24 protein-coding genes and 1 pseudogene are annotated in these 19969 nt (G+C 33.7%); 13 read left to right on the top strand and 12 right to left on the bottom strand.

All coding sequences use genetic code 11. The features are described from left to right. The 3 genes from SIB53_RS00400 to SIB53_RS00390 all read left to right on the top strand — a co-directional run bounded on the left by SIB53_RS00400 (position 1) and on the right by SIB53_RS00390 (position 2556). Complete coding sequence (locus SIB53_RS00400; protein WP_413678279.1) at positions 1-975, top strand: alpha-E domain-containing protein; 975 nt, start codon at positions 1-3, stop codon at positions 973-975. Further along, complete coding sequence (locus SIB53_RS00395; RefSeq protein ID WP_413678278.1) at positions 972-1817, top strand: transglutaminase family protein; 846 nt, start codon at positions 972-974, stop codon at positions 1815-1817. The genes SIB53_RS00400 and SIB53_RS00395 overlap by 4 nt, the downstream gene beginning before the upstream one ends. Before the next feature lie 145 nt (positions 1818-1962). Continuing rightward, on the top strand, positions 1963-2556 hold the full coding sequence (locus SIB53_RS00390) for a hypothetical protein (RefSeq protein WP_413678277.1): 594 nt from the start codon (positions 1963-1965) through the stop codon (positions 2554-2556). A 7-nt stretch (positions 2557-2563) separates the two neighbouring features. Here SIB53_RS00390 and SIB53_RS00385 read toward each other — a convergent pair whose 3' ends face one another. From SIB53_RS00385 to SIB53_RS00360, 6 genes and pseudogenes are all read right to left on the bottom strand, one after another. Next, entirely contained in the window at positions 2564-3466 is a 903-nt protein-coding gene (locus tag SIB53_RS00385) for an oxidoreductase (protein ID WP_413678276.1), read from the bottom strand. 101 nt (positions 3467-3567) lie between these two features. Beyond that, positions 3568-4683, bottom strand: a complete 1116-nt coding sequence (locus SIB53_RS00380) for an FAD-binding domain-containing protein (protein WP_413678275.1) — start codon at positions 4681-4683, stop codon at positions 3568-3570. Positions 4684-4708: 25 nt separating this feature from the next. Continuing rightward, positions 4709-5161, bottom strand: coding sequence for a peroxiredoxin (locus SIB53_RS00375; RefSeq protein ID WP_413678274.1), 453 nt, complete (start codon positions 5159-5161; stop codon positions 4709-4711). Between the two features lie 122 nt (positions 5162-5283). Then, positions 5284-6777: a cryptochrome/photolyase family protein gene (locus SIB53_RS00370; protein ID WP_413678273.1), complete on the bottom strand. Its 1494-nt coding sequence runs from the start codon at positions 6775-6777 to the stop codon at positions 5284-5286. Positions 6778-6879: 102 nt separating this feature from the next. Then, positions 6880-6942, bottom strand: a pseudogene (locus SIB53_RS00365) (DUF2256 domain-containing protein); the annotation flags it as partial. Positions 6943-7017: 75 nt separating this feature from the next. Further along, complete coding sequence (locus tag SIB53_RS00360; protein WP_413678272.1) at positions 7018-7329, bottom strand: TIGR03643 family protein; 312 nt, start codon at positions 7327-7329, stop codon at positions 7018-7020. Between the two features lie 414 nt (positions 7330-7743). Here SIB53_RS00360 and SIB53_RS00355 point away from each other — a divergent pair, with 414 nt between their 5' ends. Together SIB53_RS00355 and SIB53_RS00350 are read left to right on the top strand one after the other, a co-directional pair. Beyond that, entirely contained in the window at positions 7744-8808 is a 1065-nt protein-coding gene (locus SIB53_RS00355) for a chlorophyll a/b binding light-harvesting protein (RefSeq protein ID WP_413678271.1), read from the top strand. A 258-nt stretch (positions 8809-9066) separates the two neighbouring features. Continuing rightward, entirely contained in the window at positions 9067-10155 is a 1089-nt protein-coding gene (locus SIB53_RS00350) for a chlorophyll a/b binding light-harvesting protein (RefSeq protein ID WP_413678270.1), read from the top strand. 96 nt (positions 10156-10251) lie between these two features. Here the strand turns inward: SIB53_RS00350 and SIB53_RS00345 are convergent, their stop codons facing one another. Next, on the bottom strand, positions 10252-10458 hold the full coding sequence (locus tag SIB53_RS00345) for a hypothetical protein (protein ID WP_413678269.1): 207 nt from the start codon (positions 10456-10458) through the stop codon (positions 10252-10254). A 115-nt stretch (positions 10459-10573) separates the two neighbouring features. Then, positions 10574-10768 (bottom strand): hypothetical protein, encoded by a 195-nt coding sequence (locus SIB53_RS00340; protein ID WP_413678268.1) that lies wholly within the window; start codon positions 10766-10768, stop codon positions 10574-10576. A 179-nt stretch (positions 10769-10947) separates the two neighbouring features. On the opposite strand from SIB53_RS00340, the gene SIB53_RS00335 reads away from it, so the two are divergent. The 3 genes from SIB53_RS00335 (at position 10948) to SIB53_RS00325 (ending at position 14719) form a co-directional block, all read left to right on the top strand. Next, on the top strand, positions 10948-11994 hold the full coding sequence (locus SIB53_RS00335; protein WP_269610937.1) for a chlorophyll a/b binding light-harvesting protein: 1047 nt from the start codon (positions 10948-10950) through the stop codon (positions 11992-11994). 378 nt (positions 11995-12372) lie between these two features. Then, entirely contained in the window at positions 12373-13485 is a 1113-nt protein-coding gene (locus SIB53_RS00330; protein ID WP_413678267.1) for a chlorophyll a/b binding light-harvesting protein, read from the top strand. Positions 13486-13663: 178 nt separating this feature from the next. Further along, a complete protein-coding gene (locus tag SIB53_RS00325) occupies positions 13664-14719 on the top strand; it encodes a chlorophyll a/b binding light-harvesting protein (RefSeq protein ID WP_413678266.1) in 1056 nt (351 codons plus the stop codon). Between the two features lie 81 nt (positions 14720-14800). Here the strand turns inward: SIB53_RS00325 and SIB53_RS00320 are convergent, their stop codons facing one another. Further along, complete coding sequence (locus SIB53_RS00320; RefSeq protein ID WP_413678265.1) at positions 14801-15388, bottom strand: hypothetical protein; 588 nt, start codon at positions 15386-15388, stop codon at positions 14801-14803. 199 nt (positions 15389-15587) lie between these two features. Between SIB53_RS00320 and SIB53_RS00315 the strand changes: the two genes are divergently transcribed. Further along, on the top strand, positions 15588-15857 hold the full coding sequence (locus tag SIB53_RS00315) for a DCC1-like thiol-disulfide oxidoreductase family protein (RefSeq protein ID WP_413678264.1): 270 nt from the start codon (positions 15588-15590) through the stop codon (positions 15855-15857). 128 nt (positions 15858-15985) lie between these two features. Here SIB53_RS00315 and SIB53_RS00310 read toward each other — a convergent pair whose 3' ends face one another. Further along, entirely contained in the window at positions 15986-16327 is a 342-nt protein-coding gene (locus SIB53_RS00310; RefSeq protein ID WP_413678263.1) for a phenylpyruvate tautomerase MIF-related protein, read from the bottom strand. 204 nt (positions 16328-16531) lie between these two features. Between SIB53_RS00310 and SIB53_RS00305 the strand changes: the two genes are divergently transcribed. From SIB53_RS00305 to SIB53_RS00295, 3 genes are all read left to right on the top strand, one after another. After that, a complete protein-coding gene (locus SIB53_RS00305; RefSeq protein WP_413678262.1) occupies positions 16532-16711 on the top strand; it encodes a hypothetical protein in 180 nt (59 codons plus the stop codon). 105 nt (positions 16712-16816) lie between these two features. Beyond that, positions 16817-17383 (top strand): pentapeptide repeat-containing protein, encoded by a 567-nt coding sequence (locus tag SIB53_RS00300; protein WP_413678261.1) that lies wholly within the window; start codon positions 16817-16819, stop codon positions 17381-17383. Between the two features lie 97 nt (positions 17384-17480). Then, a complete protein-coding gene (locus tag SIB53_RS00295) occupies positions 17481-17726 on the top strand; it encodes a hypothetical protein (RefSeq protein ID WP_413678260.1) in 246 nt (81 codons plus the stop codon). A gap of 246 nt (positions 17727-17972) precedes the next feature. Here the strand turns inward: SIB53_RS00295 and SIB53_RS00290 are convergent, their stop codons facing one another. Both SIB53_RS00290 and SIB53_RS00285 read right to left on the bottom strand, forming a co-directional pair. Further along, positions 17973-18335 carry a hypothetical protein gene (locus SIB53_RS00290; protein ID WP_413678259.1) on the bottom strand — a complete coding sequence of 121 codons (363 nt, stop codon included), beginning with the start codon at positions 18333-18335 and terminating at the stop codon, positions 17973-17975. 288 nt (positions 18336-18623) lie between these two features. Further along, positions 18624-19466: a PfkB family carbohydrate kinase gene (locus tag SIB53_RS00285; protein ID WP_413678258.1), complete on the bottom strand. Its 843-nt coding sequence runs from the start codon at positions 19464-19466 to the stop codon at positions 18624-18626. Between the two features lie 134 nt (positions 19467-19600). Between SIB53_RS00285 and SIB53_RS00280 the strand changes: the two genes are divergently transcribed. Further along, positions 19601-19960 (top strand): DUF2834 domain-containing protein, encoded by a 360-nt coding sequence (locus SIB53_RS00280; protein WP_413678257.1) that lies wholly within the window; start codon positions 19601-19603, stop codon positions 19958-19960. Positions 19961-19969 lie beyond the last annotated feature (9 nt).

The raw sequence follows: 19969 nt of genomic DNA, 5'->3' as shown, positions 1-19969 counted from the left end.
ATGTTACTTAGCAGAGTCGCTGAATCACTTTATTGGATTAATAGATATCTAGAACGGGCAGAAAATATTTCTAGATTTGTTGAAGTCAGTGAGTCTATGGCACTAGATTGCCCTCCCGGAAGCGCTGAACCCTGGTTACCTTTGATTGATGCCAGTGGTGATAGAAATAAGTTTGATGAGAGCTATTTAAATCGAACTCCGAGTGATGTAATAAATTTTCTTATTAAAGATAGAGAAAATCCAAATAGTATTTTAAGTTGTATTTGTATAGCGAGAGAAAATGCTCGTCAAATAAGAGACGTCATAACTTCAGAAATGTGGGAACAAATTAATAGTTTATATTGGAGTATTCAAGAAGGCGAAGTGATTTGGCATCAGCCTGCTCAAGAACAATTATTTGAAATAAGAAGAGGTTGTCAATTATTTTATGGAGTTACTGATGCAACTTTTAGTCATGATATTGCATGGCATTTTAGTAAATTAGGAAGACTAATTGAGAGAGCTGATAAAACTTCTAGAATATTAGATGTAAAATATTTTTTGCTTTTGCCAAATATAAAAGAACTTGGTGGAGCTTTGGATGAGCTTCAGTGGATTTCATTATTAAGATCAGCAGGTGCTTATCAAATGTTTAGAATATCCGAGCAAGGATCAATAACACCAAATGCAATTGCTAGCTTTTTGTTATTGGACCCTATTTTTCCAAGATCAGTTAGATTTTGTCTTGAGGGCATTAAAGAATCTTTAGGTAAGATTCAAAACTCCGCTGTTTCTGAGAAGCCGAATGATCTTGAGTGTTTAATTGGTTTGTTGCTATCGAAATGGAGCTTTGTAAGAATTGACCACTTAATTAAAGATGGTCTTCATGAGGCTATCGATAGTCTTCAAATTGATTTAAATAAGTTGCATGATCTTATACATAGTATTTACTTTATAAATGATAAAAGATTTGATATTGAATCATTGCAAGAATGAAGAAGAAAATTATACATACACTAGTTTATTCTTATGAAATCCCTGTATTGCTTGAAGAGCATTTGATTTGTCTTAAACCTAGATCTAATGGCTTTCAGAAATTATGTAATTTTGATCTTAAGGTTTTCCCCTCTTCTCATACTATTTTTCCTGTAATTTCAGAGAACAGTGATGATACTTTTAAAGCGTATTTTACAGAGCCGACAAATTCACTTACTATAAAGGCAGAAAGTGATATAGAAACAAGGATTCACCCAGATTTATATCATATAAAAAATAATTTTGACTTAAGTTTGCCTTTAAAAATAGAATCAAATAATTCATTGATTGGCTTTATTAAAGGATGGTTCCCTAATGGTCAGCATGATCCAGCAGCTATTAAAATTGCTCAAGAAGCTTTAGCGGGAATAAATAATAATGTATTGGATTTTTTATATCAATTAATTGAATTAATAAAAGATAGAGTTAAATATACTCCTAGGCATCTTGGACCAGCATGGACTTCTGGAAGGACTCTGAGCGAGAGAGTTGGTTCTTGTAGAGATTTAGCAATATTGTTAATGGAAACTTGTAGATGTGTTGGTATACCAAGTCGCTTTGTTAGCGGATATCAATTTTTGGATCAAGCTCCTGAAAAATATGAACTTCATGCATGGACAGAGGTTTTTATACCTGGTTTTGGATGGAGAGGCTTTGATCCAAGTGGTTGTGGGCTAATTAACCATAATTACGTTGCCTTGGCATCTTCTTCTGAACCTGAATTAGCTGCACCTGTCAGAGGGAGTTTTGTAGGACCTTCAAATTTAAAAAGTGAATTAAAGTGGAATATAGAAATTACTTGATTTAGAGAATAATATTGCTATTTCTACTAGTAAATATAGTTTTAATAGCGAACTTGTCTTTTAACCGGATAAAATTATTTATCTAACATATTATTGTTATTATTAAAGATATGATTATAGTTAACCCAGTCATGCTTAAGAATAAATGACTAAAAGTCAGTTTAATATAAAAATCTCAAAAGACTTGTTGATTAGAGTTAAGCGACAGGCAATGATGTCGGGCAAAAGCCTAACAGAACATATTACTGATTTAGTTTCTAACTCTTTATCCGATAATGAAATTGAAAACACTAATTTTTCTTCAGTTAATAAGATTAGGGATTTAGAAGAAAGATTATTGAAATTAGAATCAATAGTAAGAAACCGGGAATACTTAAGTGAAAGACTAAAACCTTTTACTAATTCAGAAGCCATTAATTGTACAAAATTTATGAGAGGTGTTTTTTATAAAGAATTAGAAAAAAGAAGTTTTGATGATAAATACCATGCCTTTGATGATCTTCTTCAGTCAGTACAAGTTTATGATCAGTTAAATAATTTCTTTGCTGATCGATTGAAAGAAATAATGCTTAGCGATAAGCCCAATCCTTGGACTGGGAAAGAACTCAATGACTTAACTGGTGATGATAAATGTAATTGTTCAATCAGAAAAGGCTTAATTAATTGGGCTGGTATAATAGAATGTCCTTCACAGCAAGAAATATGTGATAAAGGAGAAGCCTTGCTTTCGAAGTTTTGAGATGATATTAAATATCTTTTATAAGCTTTTCGCTTATCGCCCACAATCTTTTTCTTGAATTATTATTTAATGCATTGGGAGCATTTCTACATATTTTGGGTGAACCTCTGAAGTTAAATCTCGGTCCATATTGTTCTCCGCCTTTAGCGCTAGATAGCGTAGCTGCTGCAATTTGAGGCAATGCACCCATTTCTGCACTTTGAAACATGGGAGCCATCAGTTTATAGGCAAGTTCTTCTTGCCATGATTGATTTGCCTGAACCGACTTTCGCTGTAAATTTGTGCGTGCAAATCCTGGATGAGCAAGTAGTGATGAAGTTTTTGAATGCCTTTCTATAAGCTTTGAATTTAATTCTAAACCAAACATTACGTTTGCAAGTTTGCTCTGCGCATATGACTTCCAACGATCGTATTTAATATTTCCTTGAAGATCATCCCATTGAATTTTTCCAAAATATTGAACGCCTGAGGTTACGGTGACAACCCTAGAATTATTTTTTTCTTCTAGCATTGGTAATAATTCCATCGTCAAAAACATGTGTGCAAGATGATTTACAGCAAACTGTATTTCTAAACCTTGCTTACTTAAAGTCTTTGGCGGAGCCATTATTCCAGCATTATTGATTAGAACATCTAAGCTCTGAAATCTATTTTTAATATACTTGGAAAATTTCTTTACGTTTTTTAAATCGGATAAATTCAATTCAACTAGTTCAATCTTCCCAGGGAAATTAAATTTTAAAAGACTTTGTATAGCTTTTTCGCCTTTTAGTAAGTCTCTGCTACACATAATTACTGTAGCTCCTCTTTCTAGAAGGAATTTTGATGTTTCATAACCAAGGCCGCTATTTGCTCCAGTGATTAAGAATACTCTCCCTTCTTGCATTTTAATTTCATTAAATCTAACCATAATTTTTTTAATATGTTTATATAATATAATTGTAATTTGTTTTTATTGTGGTAGAGAAGACTTACGATGTTTATATTTATTTTTTATTAGTGGATGATATTTTATATGTTATTAATTCTATAAAATGAATTTTTAAATTTATAAAATCCTGTAGTTGCATAATCCCAATATCTAAGATCCTCCTCTCTGTAAATATAATTAATATTGATTTGATTTTGAATAGTGTAATTATTTATCAAATCTAAATTATCTCCAAGCCCTGGATAGATAGCATCAATATTTTTGTAATCACTCAAAAAGATAGCTAGATCACTTGATTTTAATATTTCTGAATTTGGAATTAAATTACATATACTTTCAATTAAACTTCGTTTGAATTGACCTACTTTATAACTTAGATCAAAACTATTATTAATGACTCCATTGCACAAGATGTAAACTTTAGAGTATGAATTAAATAACTTAAATCTATTAGTAATATTCAAATCATTGTCAAACATTATTAGAATATTGCTCTTAGGAAAATCCACCCAAGCAGGAAGTTTATTTGAATGATGTTGCTTGGACTTAATTGTATTAATTGTCTTCGATATGTTAATGTTAATTTTTTTGAATCGATTAACTGTATATTTATTGATATTTTCTTTAGAAGATATGTAAGGCTTATTATTTGTGTGCAGTCCAGCAACCCATCGCCAACTTAAAGTGTTTGATGCAGCATCGCCATCTAATAAGTGTTGCATAAAAAATTTAGATCCTAGTTGCCAAGGAAGTCTCAAACCAAAAATCCAAATACTTGCAAACCACATCCTTGAGTGATTATGTAAATAGTTATTTTCCCTAAGTTCCTCTACCCATGTATCAAAACAATCTATCCCTGTTTTCCCGCTTTTCGCAGCTTTGAGAACACTTAGATCATATGTTTGTACTTTTGAATTTTTATATTCAACCCATATAGATTTATAATTTTCAAGGTAACCTTTCCAATAAATCCTCCAAAGAATTTCATCAATAAACTTTTTTTTCTTGTCCATCTCTTTTATTTTTTTAATGATTTCGTATTCGTAAAGGATTCTGTGGGATATATATTTAGAAATGCGAGAAACATTTTTCCTGTTTTTAATACCAAAATCATAATTTCTAAATTGATGGTATGATGAAAGATTGTTTTCAATAAAAACGTCTAAAGTTTTATTGGCGGTTGCAAAAATATTCATTTAATATCTCGATATTTTATAAAATTTATCTTTGAAGGTTTTTAAGTGCCTTTATTGCCTCTTTTATGTGTGCTGGACCATTCAAAAGATCTTCAAATATATGTATTATAATTCCTTGAGAATTTATTATGTAAGTTACTCTTCCTTCAACAAAACCAAGAGCTTTTGGTACTCCAAATTTCTTTCTAAGAGTATTATTTTGGTCGCAAAGTAAAGGGTACTGAAGTTTATTTTTATTTGCAAATTTAAGATGACTCTGAGTACCTCCGTTATTTATTCCCCATACTTCAGCTCCTAAAATTTTAAAAAGATCATATTTGTCCCTAAAACCACATGCCTCTATAGTGCATCCAGGTGTATCATCTTTCGGATAGAAAAAAAGAACTAGTGGCTTATGACATTTATCGGATGTCCTGATATTACCATTTTGGTCTTTTAAAGAAAAGGAGGGAATCTGGTCACCAATTTTTAACTTCACACTAATATTTATAAAGTTAGATTGTAGTAAATTTTTTTTTATATAGAGTTCTTTTATGGAGTAAAAACAACACCTATACCAAATTTATTTCGATTATATTCTCGATATGTAAACTCTTTAAATTATAAGAAAAGTTTAGACATGAATTCATTCGCATTATGCCTGTGAGCAATTTTTTTATTAATATCCATTCTTTCAAGAATTTGTAAAATCATTGATAATCTATATTGGTTCTTGAATTTATCTTTATAGTCATCTATAAATGTCCAAAAAAGACTATCCCAAGTTAAGCACCATTCATCAAATTTATAGTTAGACATTTTTCGGATATAGTTTGAACCTGAAATGTAAGGTTTAGTTGTAAATAATCCTCCATTTGAAAATTGACTCATTCCATATACATTAGGGACCATAACCCAATCATATGAATCAATAAATAATTCCATAAACCACTTATAAACTTGATTTGGGTGAAATCTACAAAGAAGCATAAAATTGCCAATTATCATCAATCTTTCTATATGGTGTGTATAGCCTGTTTCTAAAATATTTTTTATTGAATCATCCAATGGAGTTATTCCTGTTTCACCAGTATAAAAACTTGAGGGTATTGGCTTATCCTCAAAACCCCAGAAATTACCATTCCTGAGTTCTAAGTTGTTGCGTTTATAAATAATAAGGATGAATTCACGCCAGCCAATTATCTGTCTAATGAATCCTTCATATGAATTGATGCCAATATCTTTGGATTTATAAAAATCCGAGGCTTTATCGATTATTTGCCTTGGTGTGAGTAATCCAGTATTTATTAATGGAGAAAGAACACTGTGCCAAAGTACCCTTTGATTTGAATCTATTGCATCTTCATAATCTCCAAAAGAATTAAACTTTTCAATTAAAAAATTATCTAACCATTCTTCAGCATCTCTATGTGTAAAAGGATAATTGAATTTTTTAATCTTCCCGTAATAGTCATTATAATTGATAGAAACTTCTTTTTTAGCTATATTTAATATTTTGTTTTCTTTTATAATGTGTATTCTTGGAAATTTAATTGAGGTTGGTATTTTTTTCCTATTCATTTTATCAAAACTCCATTTGCCACCGACTGGTGAACCGTCTTTATCAATAAGAATGCTTAGGCTTTCTCTTTGTTTTTTATAGAATTTCTGAATACCATATACTTTCTTTTGATTAATTATTTCTTCAACTATATTTGGACAAGTTAGAGACATTGGGCTTTTTATTATTTCTAACTTTGTATTTGTCTTTAAGGTAAAATCTTTGATTCTTTTTTCTAGTGACCAATCAAAAGTTTCATAAGTAATGAAATAATTAAAACCTTTTTCCTTGAGATAATTAAGTTGATCTTCAGTTCTTGTATCTCTTTTGTGTTTTATGTAAATTACATTTAACCCGTTACTTATTAAATTTTGTTCATAAGCATCCATTGTTGCTTTGTGGAAAATTATTTTTTGAGAATGAAATTTTAGCTGCCATTGAGAATCACATCCAAAGAATAAACTATCTTGAATTAGAGCAATATCTTTAATTTCATTATATTGTTGATTTATTTTGAATAATTGATTTGGGTAAATTAAGAATATTTTTCTCACTTTTTATAAAGATAAATTGTTTAATTATTAAATAAAATATTTAATAATAAATTATTTTATATATTCAAAATAACAAAAATATTTTCTATGTGCGGCAATTAATCAATTTGATTTGTTTTGATTCTTCCTTCTTCTGCATCTTTCAGAACAGTAAACGACATTTTTCCAATCTTTACTCCATTTTTTTTCTCCATTGAAAACTTCTTCTACATTTTGGACAAATTCTTGTCAATTTATTGTTCACTTTTGATTTGGAGACTTGAACCTTATCGCTTGGTCAGCGAACCAATGCTTTGACTTTCTACCTGAAACTCTCTTTCTCCATAATTTAAAAGAAGATTTTTTTAGATTTGAACGCATTAAGTTAATGACCTCTTTCTCCTTTAGGTTGAATTGAAAGTTAATAGCCTCAAAGGGAGTTCTATCCTCCCAAGCCATTTCGATAATGCGATCAACCTCTGAAGTGTTTAGACGTTTGTATATAATTTTAAGTATTAATTTCCATAATAATAAAGCATTTACTATCAATATCTTTGTAGGTATATCCCCCATATTTTCTTGGATTTATACATTGCGATAGTCCATCATTTTTTTGTATGTATGAAATGAATGATTTGTTTTCACAGTCAGCATCGTTTTTTGTTATGACAGTCAATGTTGATAGGAATTGAAGTCGAAGTTCGTTTCTCTGTCAACACTGGAAGAGTGCTTGCACTCTTCCAGTAACTAAGAATTTCTATAAACAGTTAAGATTAACTGATCAGTTAGCTTGGAATAAAGCGTTTAACTTATATCTTCAGTTTTTTGTATAAAAAATTACTTATTTGATTGTTTAGTTTTACTTATGTTCACGTATAAATGATATTAGATTATTAATCATAGCCTTTTTTTTATTGTTTTAGATAGTTAAAAAGTCTAGTTACTTGTAGTGTGGAAAATATATCTTTCCCCCCCCCCTGATCTTATATGCAGACCTATGGAAATCCAGATGTTACCTACGGATGGTGGGCTGGTAATTCAAGGGTTACTAACCGCGCTGGAAAGTTTATTGCAGCTCATGCTGGTCATACCGGCCTAATATCTTTTGCTGCAGGAGCTAGCACTCTTTGGGAATTAGCCAGGTTTGATCCTTCTATTGCTATGGGTCATCAAAGCTCTATTTTCCTTGCTCATCTTGCATCTATCGGCATTGGTTTTGATGATGCAGGAGTTTGGACCGGAGTGAATGTTGCTTCAGTAGCAATAGTCCATATTATTGCTTCACTTGTATACGCAGGGGGAGCTCTTTCTCACTCATTACTATTTGATGGTGATTTGGCTGATGGTCCAGGGCCTACCACTCAAAAATTCAAGCTTGAATGGGACAATCCTGACAACTTGACTTTCATTCTTGGACACCATCTGATTTTCTTTGGTGTCGCTTGCATCTCTTTTGTTGAATGGGCAAGAATCCATGGAATTTACGATCCTGCAATAGGAGCTGTTCGACAAGTCGAGTACAACCTTAACTTGACCAATATTTGGAACCATCAATTTGATTTCTTGGCTATCGATAGCCTTGAAGATGTTCTAGGCGGTCATGCATTTCTAGCATTCGTCGAGATAACAGGTGGAGCATTTCATATCGCAACCAAGCAAGTTGGTGAATACACCGAATTCAAAGGAAAGAATATTCTTTCAGCTGAAGCTGTACTGTCTTTCTCTTTAGCTGGTATTGGTTGGATGGCTGTTGTCGCGGCTTTTTGGTGTGCAACAAATACAACTGTTTATCCCGAGGCTTGGTATGGAGAGCCTTTGGCTTTGAAATTTGGTATTTCTCCTTATTGGATTGATACTGTAGATGTAAGTGATAGCACTGCATTTGCAGGTCATACCACACGAGCTGCACTAGCCAATGTTCATTATTATTTTGGATTTTTCTTTTTACAGGGTCATTTATGGCATGCAATCCGTGCATTAGGATTTGATTTCAGAAGAGTTACAAATGCTGTTGCCAGTTTGGATACAGCAAAAGTTACTCTTAATGGATAACTGACTCAACCATCGGATACTAAATAAAAAGCCCCGTAATTTTTTGCGGGGCTTTTTATTGATTTGAAAAAATTGAGTGATATGAGTGAAGGATTATCACACCCTTTCTATCACTGCTTTTGCAGGGAAAATTAATTAATAACCATAACTGTTCTCTTAATTAGCTTTGTTCATTAAATAAAGACCTTTTACGATTTCAAGCAAATTTATTGCACTAAATGTAAGGTAGGTCGAATTTCGACTTCAATTTCTTCAATTATGCAGTCCTACGGAAACCCAGACGTCACTTACGGGTGGTGGGTTGGTAATTCTGTCGTAACAAATAAGTCAAGCCGATTTATTGGCTCGCATGTTGCTCATACAGGATTGATTTGTTTTGCCGCTGGTGCCAACACACTATGGGAGCTTGCTAGATACAACCCAGATATTCCAATGGGACACCAAGGAATGGTTAGTATCCCGCATCTTGCTTCTATCGGTATTGGATTTGATCCAACTGGAACAGTATTCGATGGCACATCAATTGCTTTTATTGGCGTATTCCATTTGATTTGTTCAATGGTTTATGCGGGTGCAGGTCTTTTGCACTCTTTGATTTTTAGCGAAGACACCCAAAATAGTTCAGGTTTGTTTGCTGATGATCGTCCTGAGCATCGTCAGGCAGCAAGATACAAGCTTGAATGGGATAATCCAGATAATCAGACTTTTATTCTTGGTCACCATTTAATTTTCTTTGGTGTTGCTTGTATATGGTTTGTTGAGTGGGCTCGAATTCATGGGATTTATGATCCTGCAATTGGAGCTGTTCGACAAGTCGAGTACAACTTAAACTTAACCAACATTTGGAATCATCAGTTTGATTTCTTGGCTATCGATAGTCTTGAGGATGTTATGGGTGGTCATGCATTCTTAGCATTTGTTGAGATAACAGGTGGAGCATTTCATATCGCTACTAAGCAAGTAGGCGAGTATACCGAATTTAAAGGAAAGAACATTCTTTCTGCTGAGGCGGTACTTTCATGGTCTCTTGCCGGTATTGGCTGGATGGCGATTATTGCAGCTTTCTGGTGTGCAACAAATACAACTGTTTATCCAGAGGCTTGGTATGGAGAAACATTAGCTCTTAAATTTGGTATATCTCCTTATTGGATTGATACTGCTGATATGACAGGAGTTGTTAGTGGCCATACTTCAAGAGCTTGGCTTACAAATGTTCATTACTATCTAGGCTTTTTCTTCATCCAAGGTCACCTTTGGCATGCAATCCGTGCTTTAGGATTTGATTTTAAGAAGGTTACTGATTCAATTAGTAATCTTGATAACGCTAGGGTTACTCTCTCTGATTAAGGATTGGGGTTTAAAATTCCAATAAAAAAGAGCCTCGTCATATGACGAGGCTCTTTTTTTGTGATTAAAAAACTAATTTTTAGTTTTTTAATTTCTTTAGTTTTTATAGTTTTCAGGCTTTGCCCAAGGGTCGATTCTTTTGGAGTCATCAGAATAATAAAAGAATTGAGATGCTCCAAAAACTGCTCCTAATCCACATAAAGCAGCTGCTACATTAAAACCACCTGATGGTTTGATTAAACCAATATCTGATGGGTGTGGAAGCTGAGTGGCGAAATCGAGAAGGTGAGAAAAATCAATCATTGAGTAAAAAAATTGTTTTTATTGATAACCCAGGTGGCCACTATGCCAAACCCGTGTCAGAAGATATTACATTAATTTGAGAACTAAGAGAGATAAACAAAATTTTCTTAGTCATTTAAAACCCTTTGGGTCGTGATTTCTTATCGAGAGGGAGATCATCATCAATTTTTGTTTTAGGCCTGTAATTTTTTTGAAATAGGTAAAAAACTACTGCTAAAAGACAAACTCCAAGCAGAGAAAACCAAATTATTGTTGCGATATAAGGAAGTCCATGAAGGTCTTGTAATTCAAGTTGTAAAGCAGATTTCATTTTTGATATTTAAATTTTTTTCTTGAGTATTTCCATGAAAACCTAGTTTAGTTGGGGGTTGAGCCAATTTGAAGAAAAAAAACTTTACTACTTCTTTATACGCCTTATAACTATTGGTAGTTTTTGAATTCAGCTACCTGTAAGGTGTGCTCACCGTATTACGCCAAAAATCTTAAATCATGCAGACCTACGGAAACCCGGATGTCACCTATGGTTGGTGGGCTGGAAATGCTGGGGTTACAAACAAATCAGGTAAATTCATTGCTGCACACATAGCTCATACTGGGCTAATAGCTTTTGCAGCAGGTGGAAGCACCCTTTGGGAACTAGCAAGATACAATCCTGAGATCCCAATGGGACATCAGAGTTCTATCTTTCTTGCTCATTTAGCTTCTATTGGTATCGGCTTTGATGAGGCTGGTGCTTGGACAGGCGCAGGAGTTGCCTCTATTGCCATCGTACATTTGGTTCTCTCTATGGTTTATGGAGCCGGTGGATTATTGCACTCAGTGCTATTCGTTGGCGATATGCAAGATTCAGAGGTACCTCAAGCTAGAAAGTTCAAACTTGAGTGGGACAATCCAGATAATCAGACTTTTATACTTGGTCACCATTTACTTTTCTTTGGTGTTGCATGTATTTGGTTCGTTGAATGGGCAAGAATCCATGGAATTTACGATCCTGCAATAGGAGCTGTTCGACAAGTCGAGTACAACCTTAACTTGACCAATATTTGGAACCATCAATTTGATTTCTTGGCTATCGATAGCCTTGAAGATGTTCTAGGCGGTCATGCATTTCTAGCATTCGTCGAGATAACAGGTGGAGCATTTCATATCGCAACCAAGCAAGTTGGTGAATACACCAAATTCAAAGGAGCTGGTCTTCTCTCGGCAGAATCAATTCTTTCATTCTCTTGTGCAGGTATTGGCTGGATGGCCGTAGTTGCTGCTTTCTGGTGTGCTCAGAACACAACAGTTTATCCTGAGGCTTGGTACGGAGAAGCTTTGATCTTGAAGTTCGGTATTGCTCCTTATTGGATTGATAGTGTTGATCTTTCAGGAGGTCCTGCTTTCTTCGGTCATACAACTAGGGCCGCTCTTGCCAATGTTCATTATTACTTTGGATTTTTCTTCCTTCAAGGTCATCTATGGCATGCTTTAAGGGCTATGGGATTTGACTTTAAGAAAGTTCTTAAAGAGCCTCTTCCAGCTCAGCTTTATTGATTAAAAAACAAAATGTTTTTAAAGAGGAGATTTATCTCCTCTTTTTTTTTGCAAATTTTTATCTTTTGATTTTGATTGATTAAAAAAAAATTATTCGGTTTACAACGTTGAATTTTTTTTAAATATTGATAGATCTTCTAGATTGAGCTTTTTTGAATGATTATTCGAGGATTTTACGTCTTTAAATTAAGCTATAACTAGACTTTGGAAGATTTTGACTATCTCCTCGAGTTGATATCTCAGCTTCTAATAAATCGTTTGAATTATTTAAATGGGCAAAAATAGTCAAACTAAATAACGACCTCTAACTATTTTGCACATATCATTTCAGCAGCGTGTAATCTGCACGCATATTTCGCCTGTATCGCTTAAAAAATTATGCAGAGCTATGGAAATCCAGATGTTACCTATGATTGGTGGGCTGGTAATTCTGTGGTCACCAACCGCTCAGGCCGATTTATAGCCTCCCATATAGGGCATACAGGCTTAATCGCATTTGCGGCTGGTGGAAGCACACTTTGGGAGCTTGCCCGCTACAACCCTGAGATCCCAATGGGTCATCAGAGCTCACTATTCTTGGCTCATTTGGCTTCAATTGGAATAGGTTTCAATGAGGCAGGAGCATGGACAGGTGTAGGAGTAGCTGCAATAGCTATTGTTCATTTGGTCTTGTCAATGGTTTATGGAGGAGGAGCTCTCTTGCATGCAGTCTATTTCGAGGCTGACGTTGAAGAAAGTGAAGTGCCTCGCGCTAGAAAATTCAAACTTGAATGGGAAAACCCCGATAATCAAACTTTTATTCTTGGTCACCATTTGTTTTTCTTTGGTGTGGCATGTATTTGGTTTGTTGAATGGGCAAGGATACATGGCATATATGATCCTGCGATAGGAGCAGTTCGTCAGGTTAACTACAACCTTGACTTGACAATGATTTGGAATCGACAGTTCGATTTCATTGAAATTGATAGTCTTGAAGATGTTATGGGTGGACATGCTTTCCTCGCTTTTGCTGAATTGACTGGGGCAACTATTCATATGGTTGCTGGTTCAACTCAGTGGGAAAACAAGAGACTTGGAGAATGGAGTAAATTTAAAGGAGCTGAATTACTCTCAGCCGAAGCAGTTCTTTCATGGTCTCTTGCGGGTATTGGTTGGATGGCAATTGTGGCTGCTTTCTGGGCTGCAACTAATACAACCGTATATCCAACAGAGTGGTTTGGTGAGCCATTAAAATTACAGTTCTCTGTAGCACCTTATTGGGTTGATACTGGAGACCTTTCAGATTCCACAGCTTTCTTTGGTCACTCAACCAGAGCAGCTCTAGTAAATGTTCACTATTATTTTGGTTTCTTCTTCTTGCAGGGTCATTTTTGGCATGCTCTTCGTGCTTTAGGATTTGACTTCAAGAAAGTTGCTGATGCTATTGGTAATAGTCAGGGAGCAACTGTTAGAGTTGAAGGAGCAGGTTTCAACGGAAGAGCACCAAGATAAATTTAATTTAGAACTAAAAAAATACCTCCCAAAAGGGAGGTATTTTTTTGTTTTTTTTCTGAAAAAAGTGTTTTTTTTGTAAAAAAAGACAGATACCTATAAAGACCTCTAACTATTCTGGTAAAAACAATTCCAATAAGTGTATGGTATCCAAAATTTCGACTTTAATTCCTTAATTATGCAGACCTACGGAAATCCAGACGTCACCTACGGGTGGTGGGTTGGTAATTCTGTGGTGACCAATCGCGCAGGTCGATTCATAGGGTCACATATAGGCCATACAGGTCTTATTTGCTTCGCAGCAGGTGGAAGCACTCTTTGGGAGCTTGCGCGCTACAACCCAGAAATACCAATGGGACATCAAAGTTCCATATTTCTTGCTCATTTAGCTTCTCTTGGAATTGGCTTTGATGAAGCTGGAGTATGGACAGGAGCTGGTGTCGCAACAATTGCTATTTTCCATTTGATTTTTTCAGCAGTATATGGAACTGCTGGATTAGCTCATTCACTCTTATTTGATCCGGACTTGAAAGATGGTCCTGTCCCTACCACAAAGAAATTCAAATTAGAATGGGATAACCCAGATAATTTGACATTCATTCTTGGACATCATTTAATTTTCTTTGGTGTTGCAAATATTTGGTTCGTTGAGTGGGCAAGATGGCATGGAATTTATGACCCAGCCATAGGAGAAATTAGAACAATCTTCCCTGGATATGGCGATTTTGGAATGGTTTACGGGCATCAGTTCGACTTCCTAACCATTGACAGCCTTGAAGAAGTAATGAGCGGACATGCATTCCTAGCATTCGTTCAAATAAGTGGTGGTGCATGGCACATAGCTACAAAACAACTAGGTGAATACACCGAATTCAAAGGGAAAGGATTGCTTTCAGCAGAAGCAGTTCTTTCATGGTCTCTTGCTGGTATTGGCTGGATGGCAATTGTTGCTGCATTCTGGTGTGCACAAAATACAACTGTTTATCCAATTGATTGGTATGGAGAGCCTTTAGCTCTGAAATTTGGAATTTCTCCTTATTGGGTAGACACAGGAGATGTATCAGATAGCACTGCGTTTTTAGGCCATACAACTAGAGCCGCATTGTCAAATGTTCACTATTACTTTGGATTCTTCTTTATTCAAGGTCATATATGGCATGCTCTTAGAGCTATGGGCTTTGATTTCCGTCGTGTTGTTGGATCAGTAGCTTCTCTAGCAACAACTGAGAGTTAGTAGATTCAAACTCAAATTTCAATAAAAAGCCTCATCAAAATATGATGAGGCTTTTTATTGGGAAAAATATTTAATTAAAAATTACTCTGTTTTTATATCAATATTTTTGTCATCATTGGAATCTTCAGAGGGTGTTTCAAATTCTCTAGTTGGGAGAATTTCAGGTTCAGAGATAGCTTCAGGTTCATTAGTTACTTCAGGTTCAGAGATAGCTTCAGGTTCAGTAGTTACTTCAGGTTTAGAGATAGCTTCAGGTTCAGTAGTTACTTCAGGTTCAGAGATAGCTTCAGGTTCAGTAGTTACTTCAGGTTTAGAGATAGCTTCAGGTTCAGTAGTTACTTCAGGTTTAGAGATAGCTTCAGGTTCAGTAGTTACTTCAGGTTTAGAGATAGCTTCGGGTTCAGTAGTTACTTCAGGTTCAGAAGATACTTCAGTTTTTGACAGGGTTGATTCATCTTTCAGTTGAGTTGGTTCTTGATCTAATTTTGCTTGAATGATCTCTTTAACTATCAAAAAAAGCTTTTTAAAATTTGAGAAGAGTTCTTTGAAATTTTCATATATATCTTTGAGAATGCTTTTAATCTCTTGAGCTTTTTCCCCTTTGTTAAAGAAAAGTAAGGCGGAAACTATTAATACCGAGATTAATATGAAAATAAATAGTGCACCCATTTTTTTTTAACAGTTAGATATCATTAAGATCGCTCGTTATTGTGTTGCTATCAAGTGTTTATTTACATTGAACAACGAAGATAGCCTTCACTTCTTGAATACAAGCTTTTATGAGGGTCTAATTTTTTTATGAATATTGTCAAGCTAACTATTTTTTTTTGATGGAGGGTGCACCTTTTGTAAAAGAGAGGTTGATTTCTTGCAATCAAGAAATCATAAGGGATATCTAAGTTTTATTGATATTAATTGTTCTGATTTTTCTTTAGATATTAAATACGGAATTACTTATAAACAAGCGATGGATAGAATTCATGCTTTAAAAAGTGATGCTTCTGTAATCAAGGATATTAAGGTTATTCAAGAGGCATATAGTTTGATTGGTTTAGGTTGGATTTATGCTCAACAAAATTGCCCTTATCAGATAAAGTTGTTGAGTCTATTTATGGACTATGGGTTAAATATAGATTGAAAATAACTTTTCATTCTTCAATAGAAAAGTTATGTGCTGAAAGGGATTACCAAATCTTTTTATTTTATTAATAGGGAGGTTTTTTATGAAAATATGTTCATTTTTAATTATTCAAGATGATAATTTCATTATCCAAAAGTTGAGCCATTAAATCCCCAATTTGAGGCTTTAACGTCGATAAATTCAATATATATTCTGTTCGTATCTATATTTGTTTTAGATGCAATCAAATCGCACAAAGACTTACTCATTGAGGAAGGGTTTAGTGAGCCAATTGATTTAACCTTGATAAAACAGCATGGATCATCAGTTCCAGCAAAAGTCATTTTATTATCTCTTTGAATCATTGTCATTACGTAATTTTCAGGCTTTCTGGTTAGATCAGCAATCATTTTTGAAATATCTTTTTGGAGCAAATCATCATTTTTTACAACACTTTTGGAGGAAGTGTTGATTTGAATGAATGGCATGATTAAAGAGTTTTTATCAGATACTAATACTCGAATGGAATATTGATTCAAAAAAATCTAGGATGATCTAAAGCCCCCTCATTAAAAGTTCAAAGTAAAGACAGTTGTGAAACCTTAAAAAAATAGAAAGATTTCGTTAATTCTTCTGTTAGAGCCTCAATAATTTTGATTTTCCAGTAACTTAGTTTGGTCTTATTGCGAAAAATGAATCAGAATTTTCAAGCCATTGTTCAAGGAACTGCAAAAGACAATCCATCTACTGATCAGACTTTTTTACTAGGTGGAGCTTTGATATTTTTTAATGTATTTGTCATGCTATTCGTAGGTTTCTATTGGATGAACCCAGTAATGCATGAATTTATCTCCGGAAGACCTCTTTTATAGCAATCATTATATATTTCCTCTTACATTAAATTGTCTTATCAATGCATATAAATTTCTTTGATAAGAGAGATAATTGCATTATTAGGTGAATTGTTATCTTTGCTCATGAATTTTGATCTTCTTTTTTCAAAAATTATTAAATATGTGTTGAGCTTAGTAATCATTTTTTATGGTGTAAATCCAGTATTTGCTGGTGCCAATGTGGCAGTAAAGGGGGAGGGGGACGAAGTCCCAAGCTACGTTCGATCTGATATCACTGGCTTTAATTTTCACGGAGAAGACTTACATCTTTCTTCAATAGCTGGTGCTATGGCAAGAGATGCTGATTTCAGTGATGTCGATCTTCATGGAACAACGTTAACTTTGTCTGATCTCAAAGGTTCAAATCTCAACGGGATAGACCTTACTGATACTCTTTCGGATAGGGTTAATTTTCAGAAAACAGATCTAAGAAATGCTGTTTTGATAAACATGATCGCCTCCGGAAGCAGCTTTGCTGGTGCTCGAATTGAAGGAGCTGATTTCACATTTGCAATTCTTGATAGTGAAGATCAGAGAAATCTTTGTAAAATCGCCGACGGTGTTAATCCAACTACCGGCGTTTCTACCAGAGAAAGTCTTGAATGTGTAGGAGATAAAGAATCATATAAACCTGCTATGCCAGCTGCTTGATTTTGGGAATAGTTCAAAAAAGATTTGTTATAAAAAAATAGAATTAGTTGCAATTTTTCTTTTATTAGTTTTCTTAAGAAAAGATATTCAATTTATCGTGAAGAATTTTTGGCCACATCGATCTAAAGCAAAAGGTTTCTCAATTGAAAATCTTGCTCGTAACTATCGTTTAAAGATCTCCAACTCTAGAATGTCTTCAAATGGAATTCAAGATCAACTTCTAGATGATAAAAATTTAATATCTATGAAAGAAGAAGGTGAAAACATTTCAATTGCTAATCTATCTATAAAAAGAATACATTGGGCTAATAGAGATTTTTCAGAATACAAGGAGGCTGCTTGAATTTTATTTTTTTGAAGAAATATTTTTTGTATCTTTTATATTTTTAGTAAGAGGAATTGTCGATAAAACAAAAGATATGATAAATAAAAATGTAATACCAACAAGGCTCCAAAAAATTAGGTTAGATAGCTCTAGCTCTCCAAATGAGACTGTTAGATATAAATTCAATTTTTACTTGACGAACAATTATTCTAATTTTAGCAAAAATTAGATGTTTTTTTATGATTGTTTTTTGTCTTTTAAGATTTACACATATTTTTTCTTTCCATCAGCATTTATTTTATAAATACCTCCTTTTGGTCCAACAAATAGCATCTCGCCATTTATTTTTGATTTACCATATTTACTTAATCTAGATCTATGAATATCTGCCTTTTCTCTTAACTCAGCCTCTGAATACCACGTCCCTAAAGGTATATTTTTACAAGGGTCATTTAAAAGAGAATTTGTAAATTCTTCAGTTATTCTTTTTCGACGAACATTTATATTTTTGAACCTTTTCTTGAATCTTTCCATTAAACTTTTTCTGTTAGAAAATTTCTTCCTCTTATTTAAAATTAATAATATATATAAAAATAATATTATTAAAAATATTGGGATTAATTTCACTATGGATAATTATAATCTTCCTTAATTAAAGCAACTTTTATAAATAAAGCTAGTTAATTGCAAATTATTAAATTGAGTCGTCTTTATTTCTCCTTTATTATCAAGTCGAATCCTAGATCCGTTCTTTTTGAAAGAATTTCTTTTTTTAAAATACCTTTTTTAAAGAAACTGATAATTATTATTATTGATTCAATAAAAAGAAAAACAATCGAAAATATTAGAATAATAAAATTATTAGTAATTGAATTTTTATTAGGGTTTGGATTTTTATTCTGTTGCTTTTCCATTTTAATACGGTCCGAAATGGGTTGAGCATTCAGCTCCGCAATAAGCACCTATATTAATAGCCTGCTCTAAATTTAGTTTGGCTGATAGAGCAGTAGAAACAGCTCCTGCGAAGCAGTCCCCGCATCCATAGGTGTCTATTTCTTTAGAATTAGGCTTAATGGATTTGTATCTAATATTTTCAGGGAAAATTGTTCCACCTGATTTGCCCTCTGTTGAAATGTATAGATCAGGCTTGGGTTGAAGTTCTTCAAAATTTATTTTTTCACCAGGATCAAGCCCGCTACCAATCAATGCGTTGATTTTTACTTTTGAAATCTTGAGGGTTTGTTCCCCTGTTCGCGGAGTGGCAGAGAGGAATTTAGCTTTCCTTGCAAGCCTTAGCCCTTTTTCATCGGTTGCGGTAACAAAAATACCATCGTAATTTTTCATATCACTCCAAGGAAGATTGTCAGAAGCGATTGGCTGTAATCTCTCTCCGATAACAGTAATTGCCCTTTCTCCATCTTTACTAATAAAACTAATACCTTTTCTTGTTGGTTTTCTACGCCAAGCTACTTTTAAATTCAAACCAAGTTGAGTGAGTCTTTCGTAACATTTTTCACCATAATTGTCTTTGCCTAATGATGTGATTAAGTCAACAGGTCCATTTATCAATCTTGCCATTTGAACTGCTGCTACTGCCGCACCCCCTGCTGCATCTTCAAAGTAATCTGTCGCATGCGAAATTTGTCCCGCCAATGGAAGCTGATCAACCTTTAAGAATGTTACCCATTCAACATGACCGATTACAGCTAACTTTAGTTTAGGAAGGCTAAGTATTTCTTTAGGTGCATCAATCTTCATTCTTAAGTAACTATGTTATCTCTAATATAGTTACTTAGATCCATAGTTAAAACTATGATATTTTTTTATTCATAAAATAGACAAACTTTATAATTTTTCTGATAGATTGTTTCTTATTAAATAAAAAACTATCTATGATAAGACAGATTAAATGGTTGAAATGGGTTTATTTATTTTTGGCTATATTAGGAGCTGTTTTGCCTACACTTGCAAATATTGAATTTGTAAAAAGCTACGGACCTGCTTTTGATATTCAATTATTTATAGAGCTAGCTAATAATAATCCAGCTTCCCAGTCTTTATCGAGAGATCTTTTTATAGGCTCATCGGCTGTATTCGTTTGGATAATTTCAGAATCAAAGAGACTAGAGATGAAAAATCTGTGGATTGTTATATTAACAACATTTATAATCGCATTTGCCTTCTCAGCTCCTCTCTTTTTATATCTAAGGGAATTAAGAATTGACGAAATGAATAGAGATTTAATTATTTAAAACGATTAG

Source organism: Prochlorococcus sp. MIT 0916 (assembly GCF_047305155.1).
Taxonomy (GTDB): domain Bacteria; phylum Cyanobacteriota; class Cyanobacteriia; order PCC-6307; family Cyanobiaceae; genus Prochlorococcus_B.
Note: the sequence above shows the minus strand (reverse complement) of the source record. Positions and strands in the feature narration are given on the sequence as shown.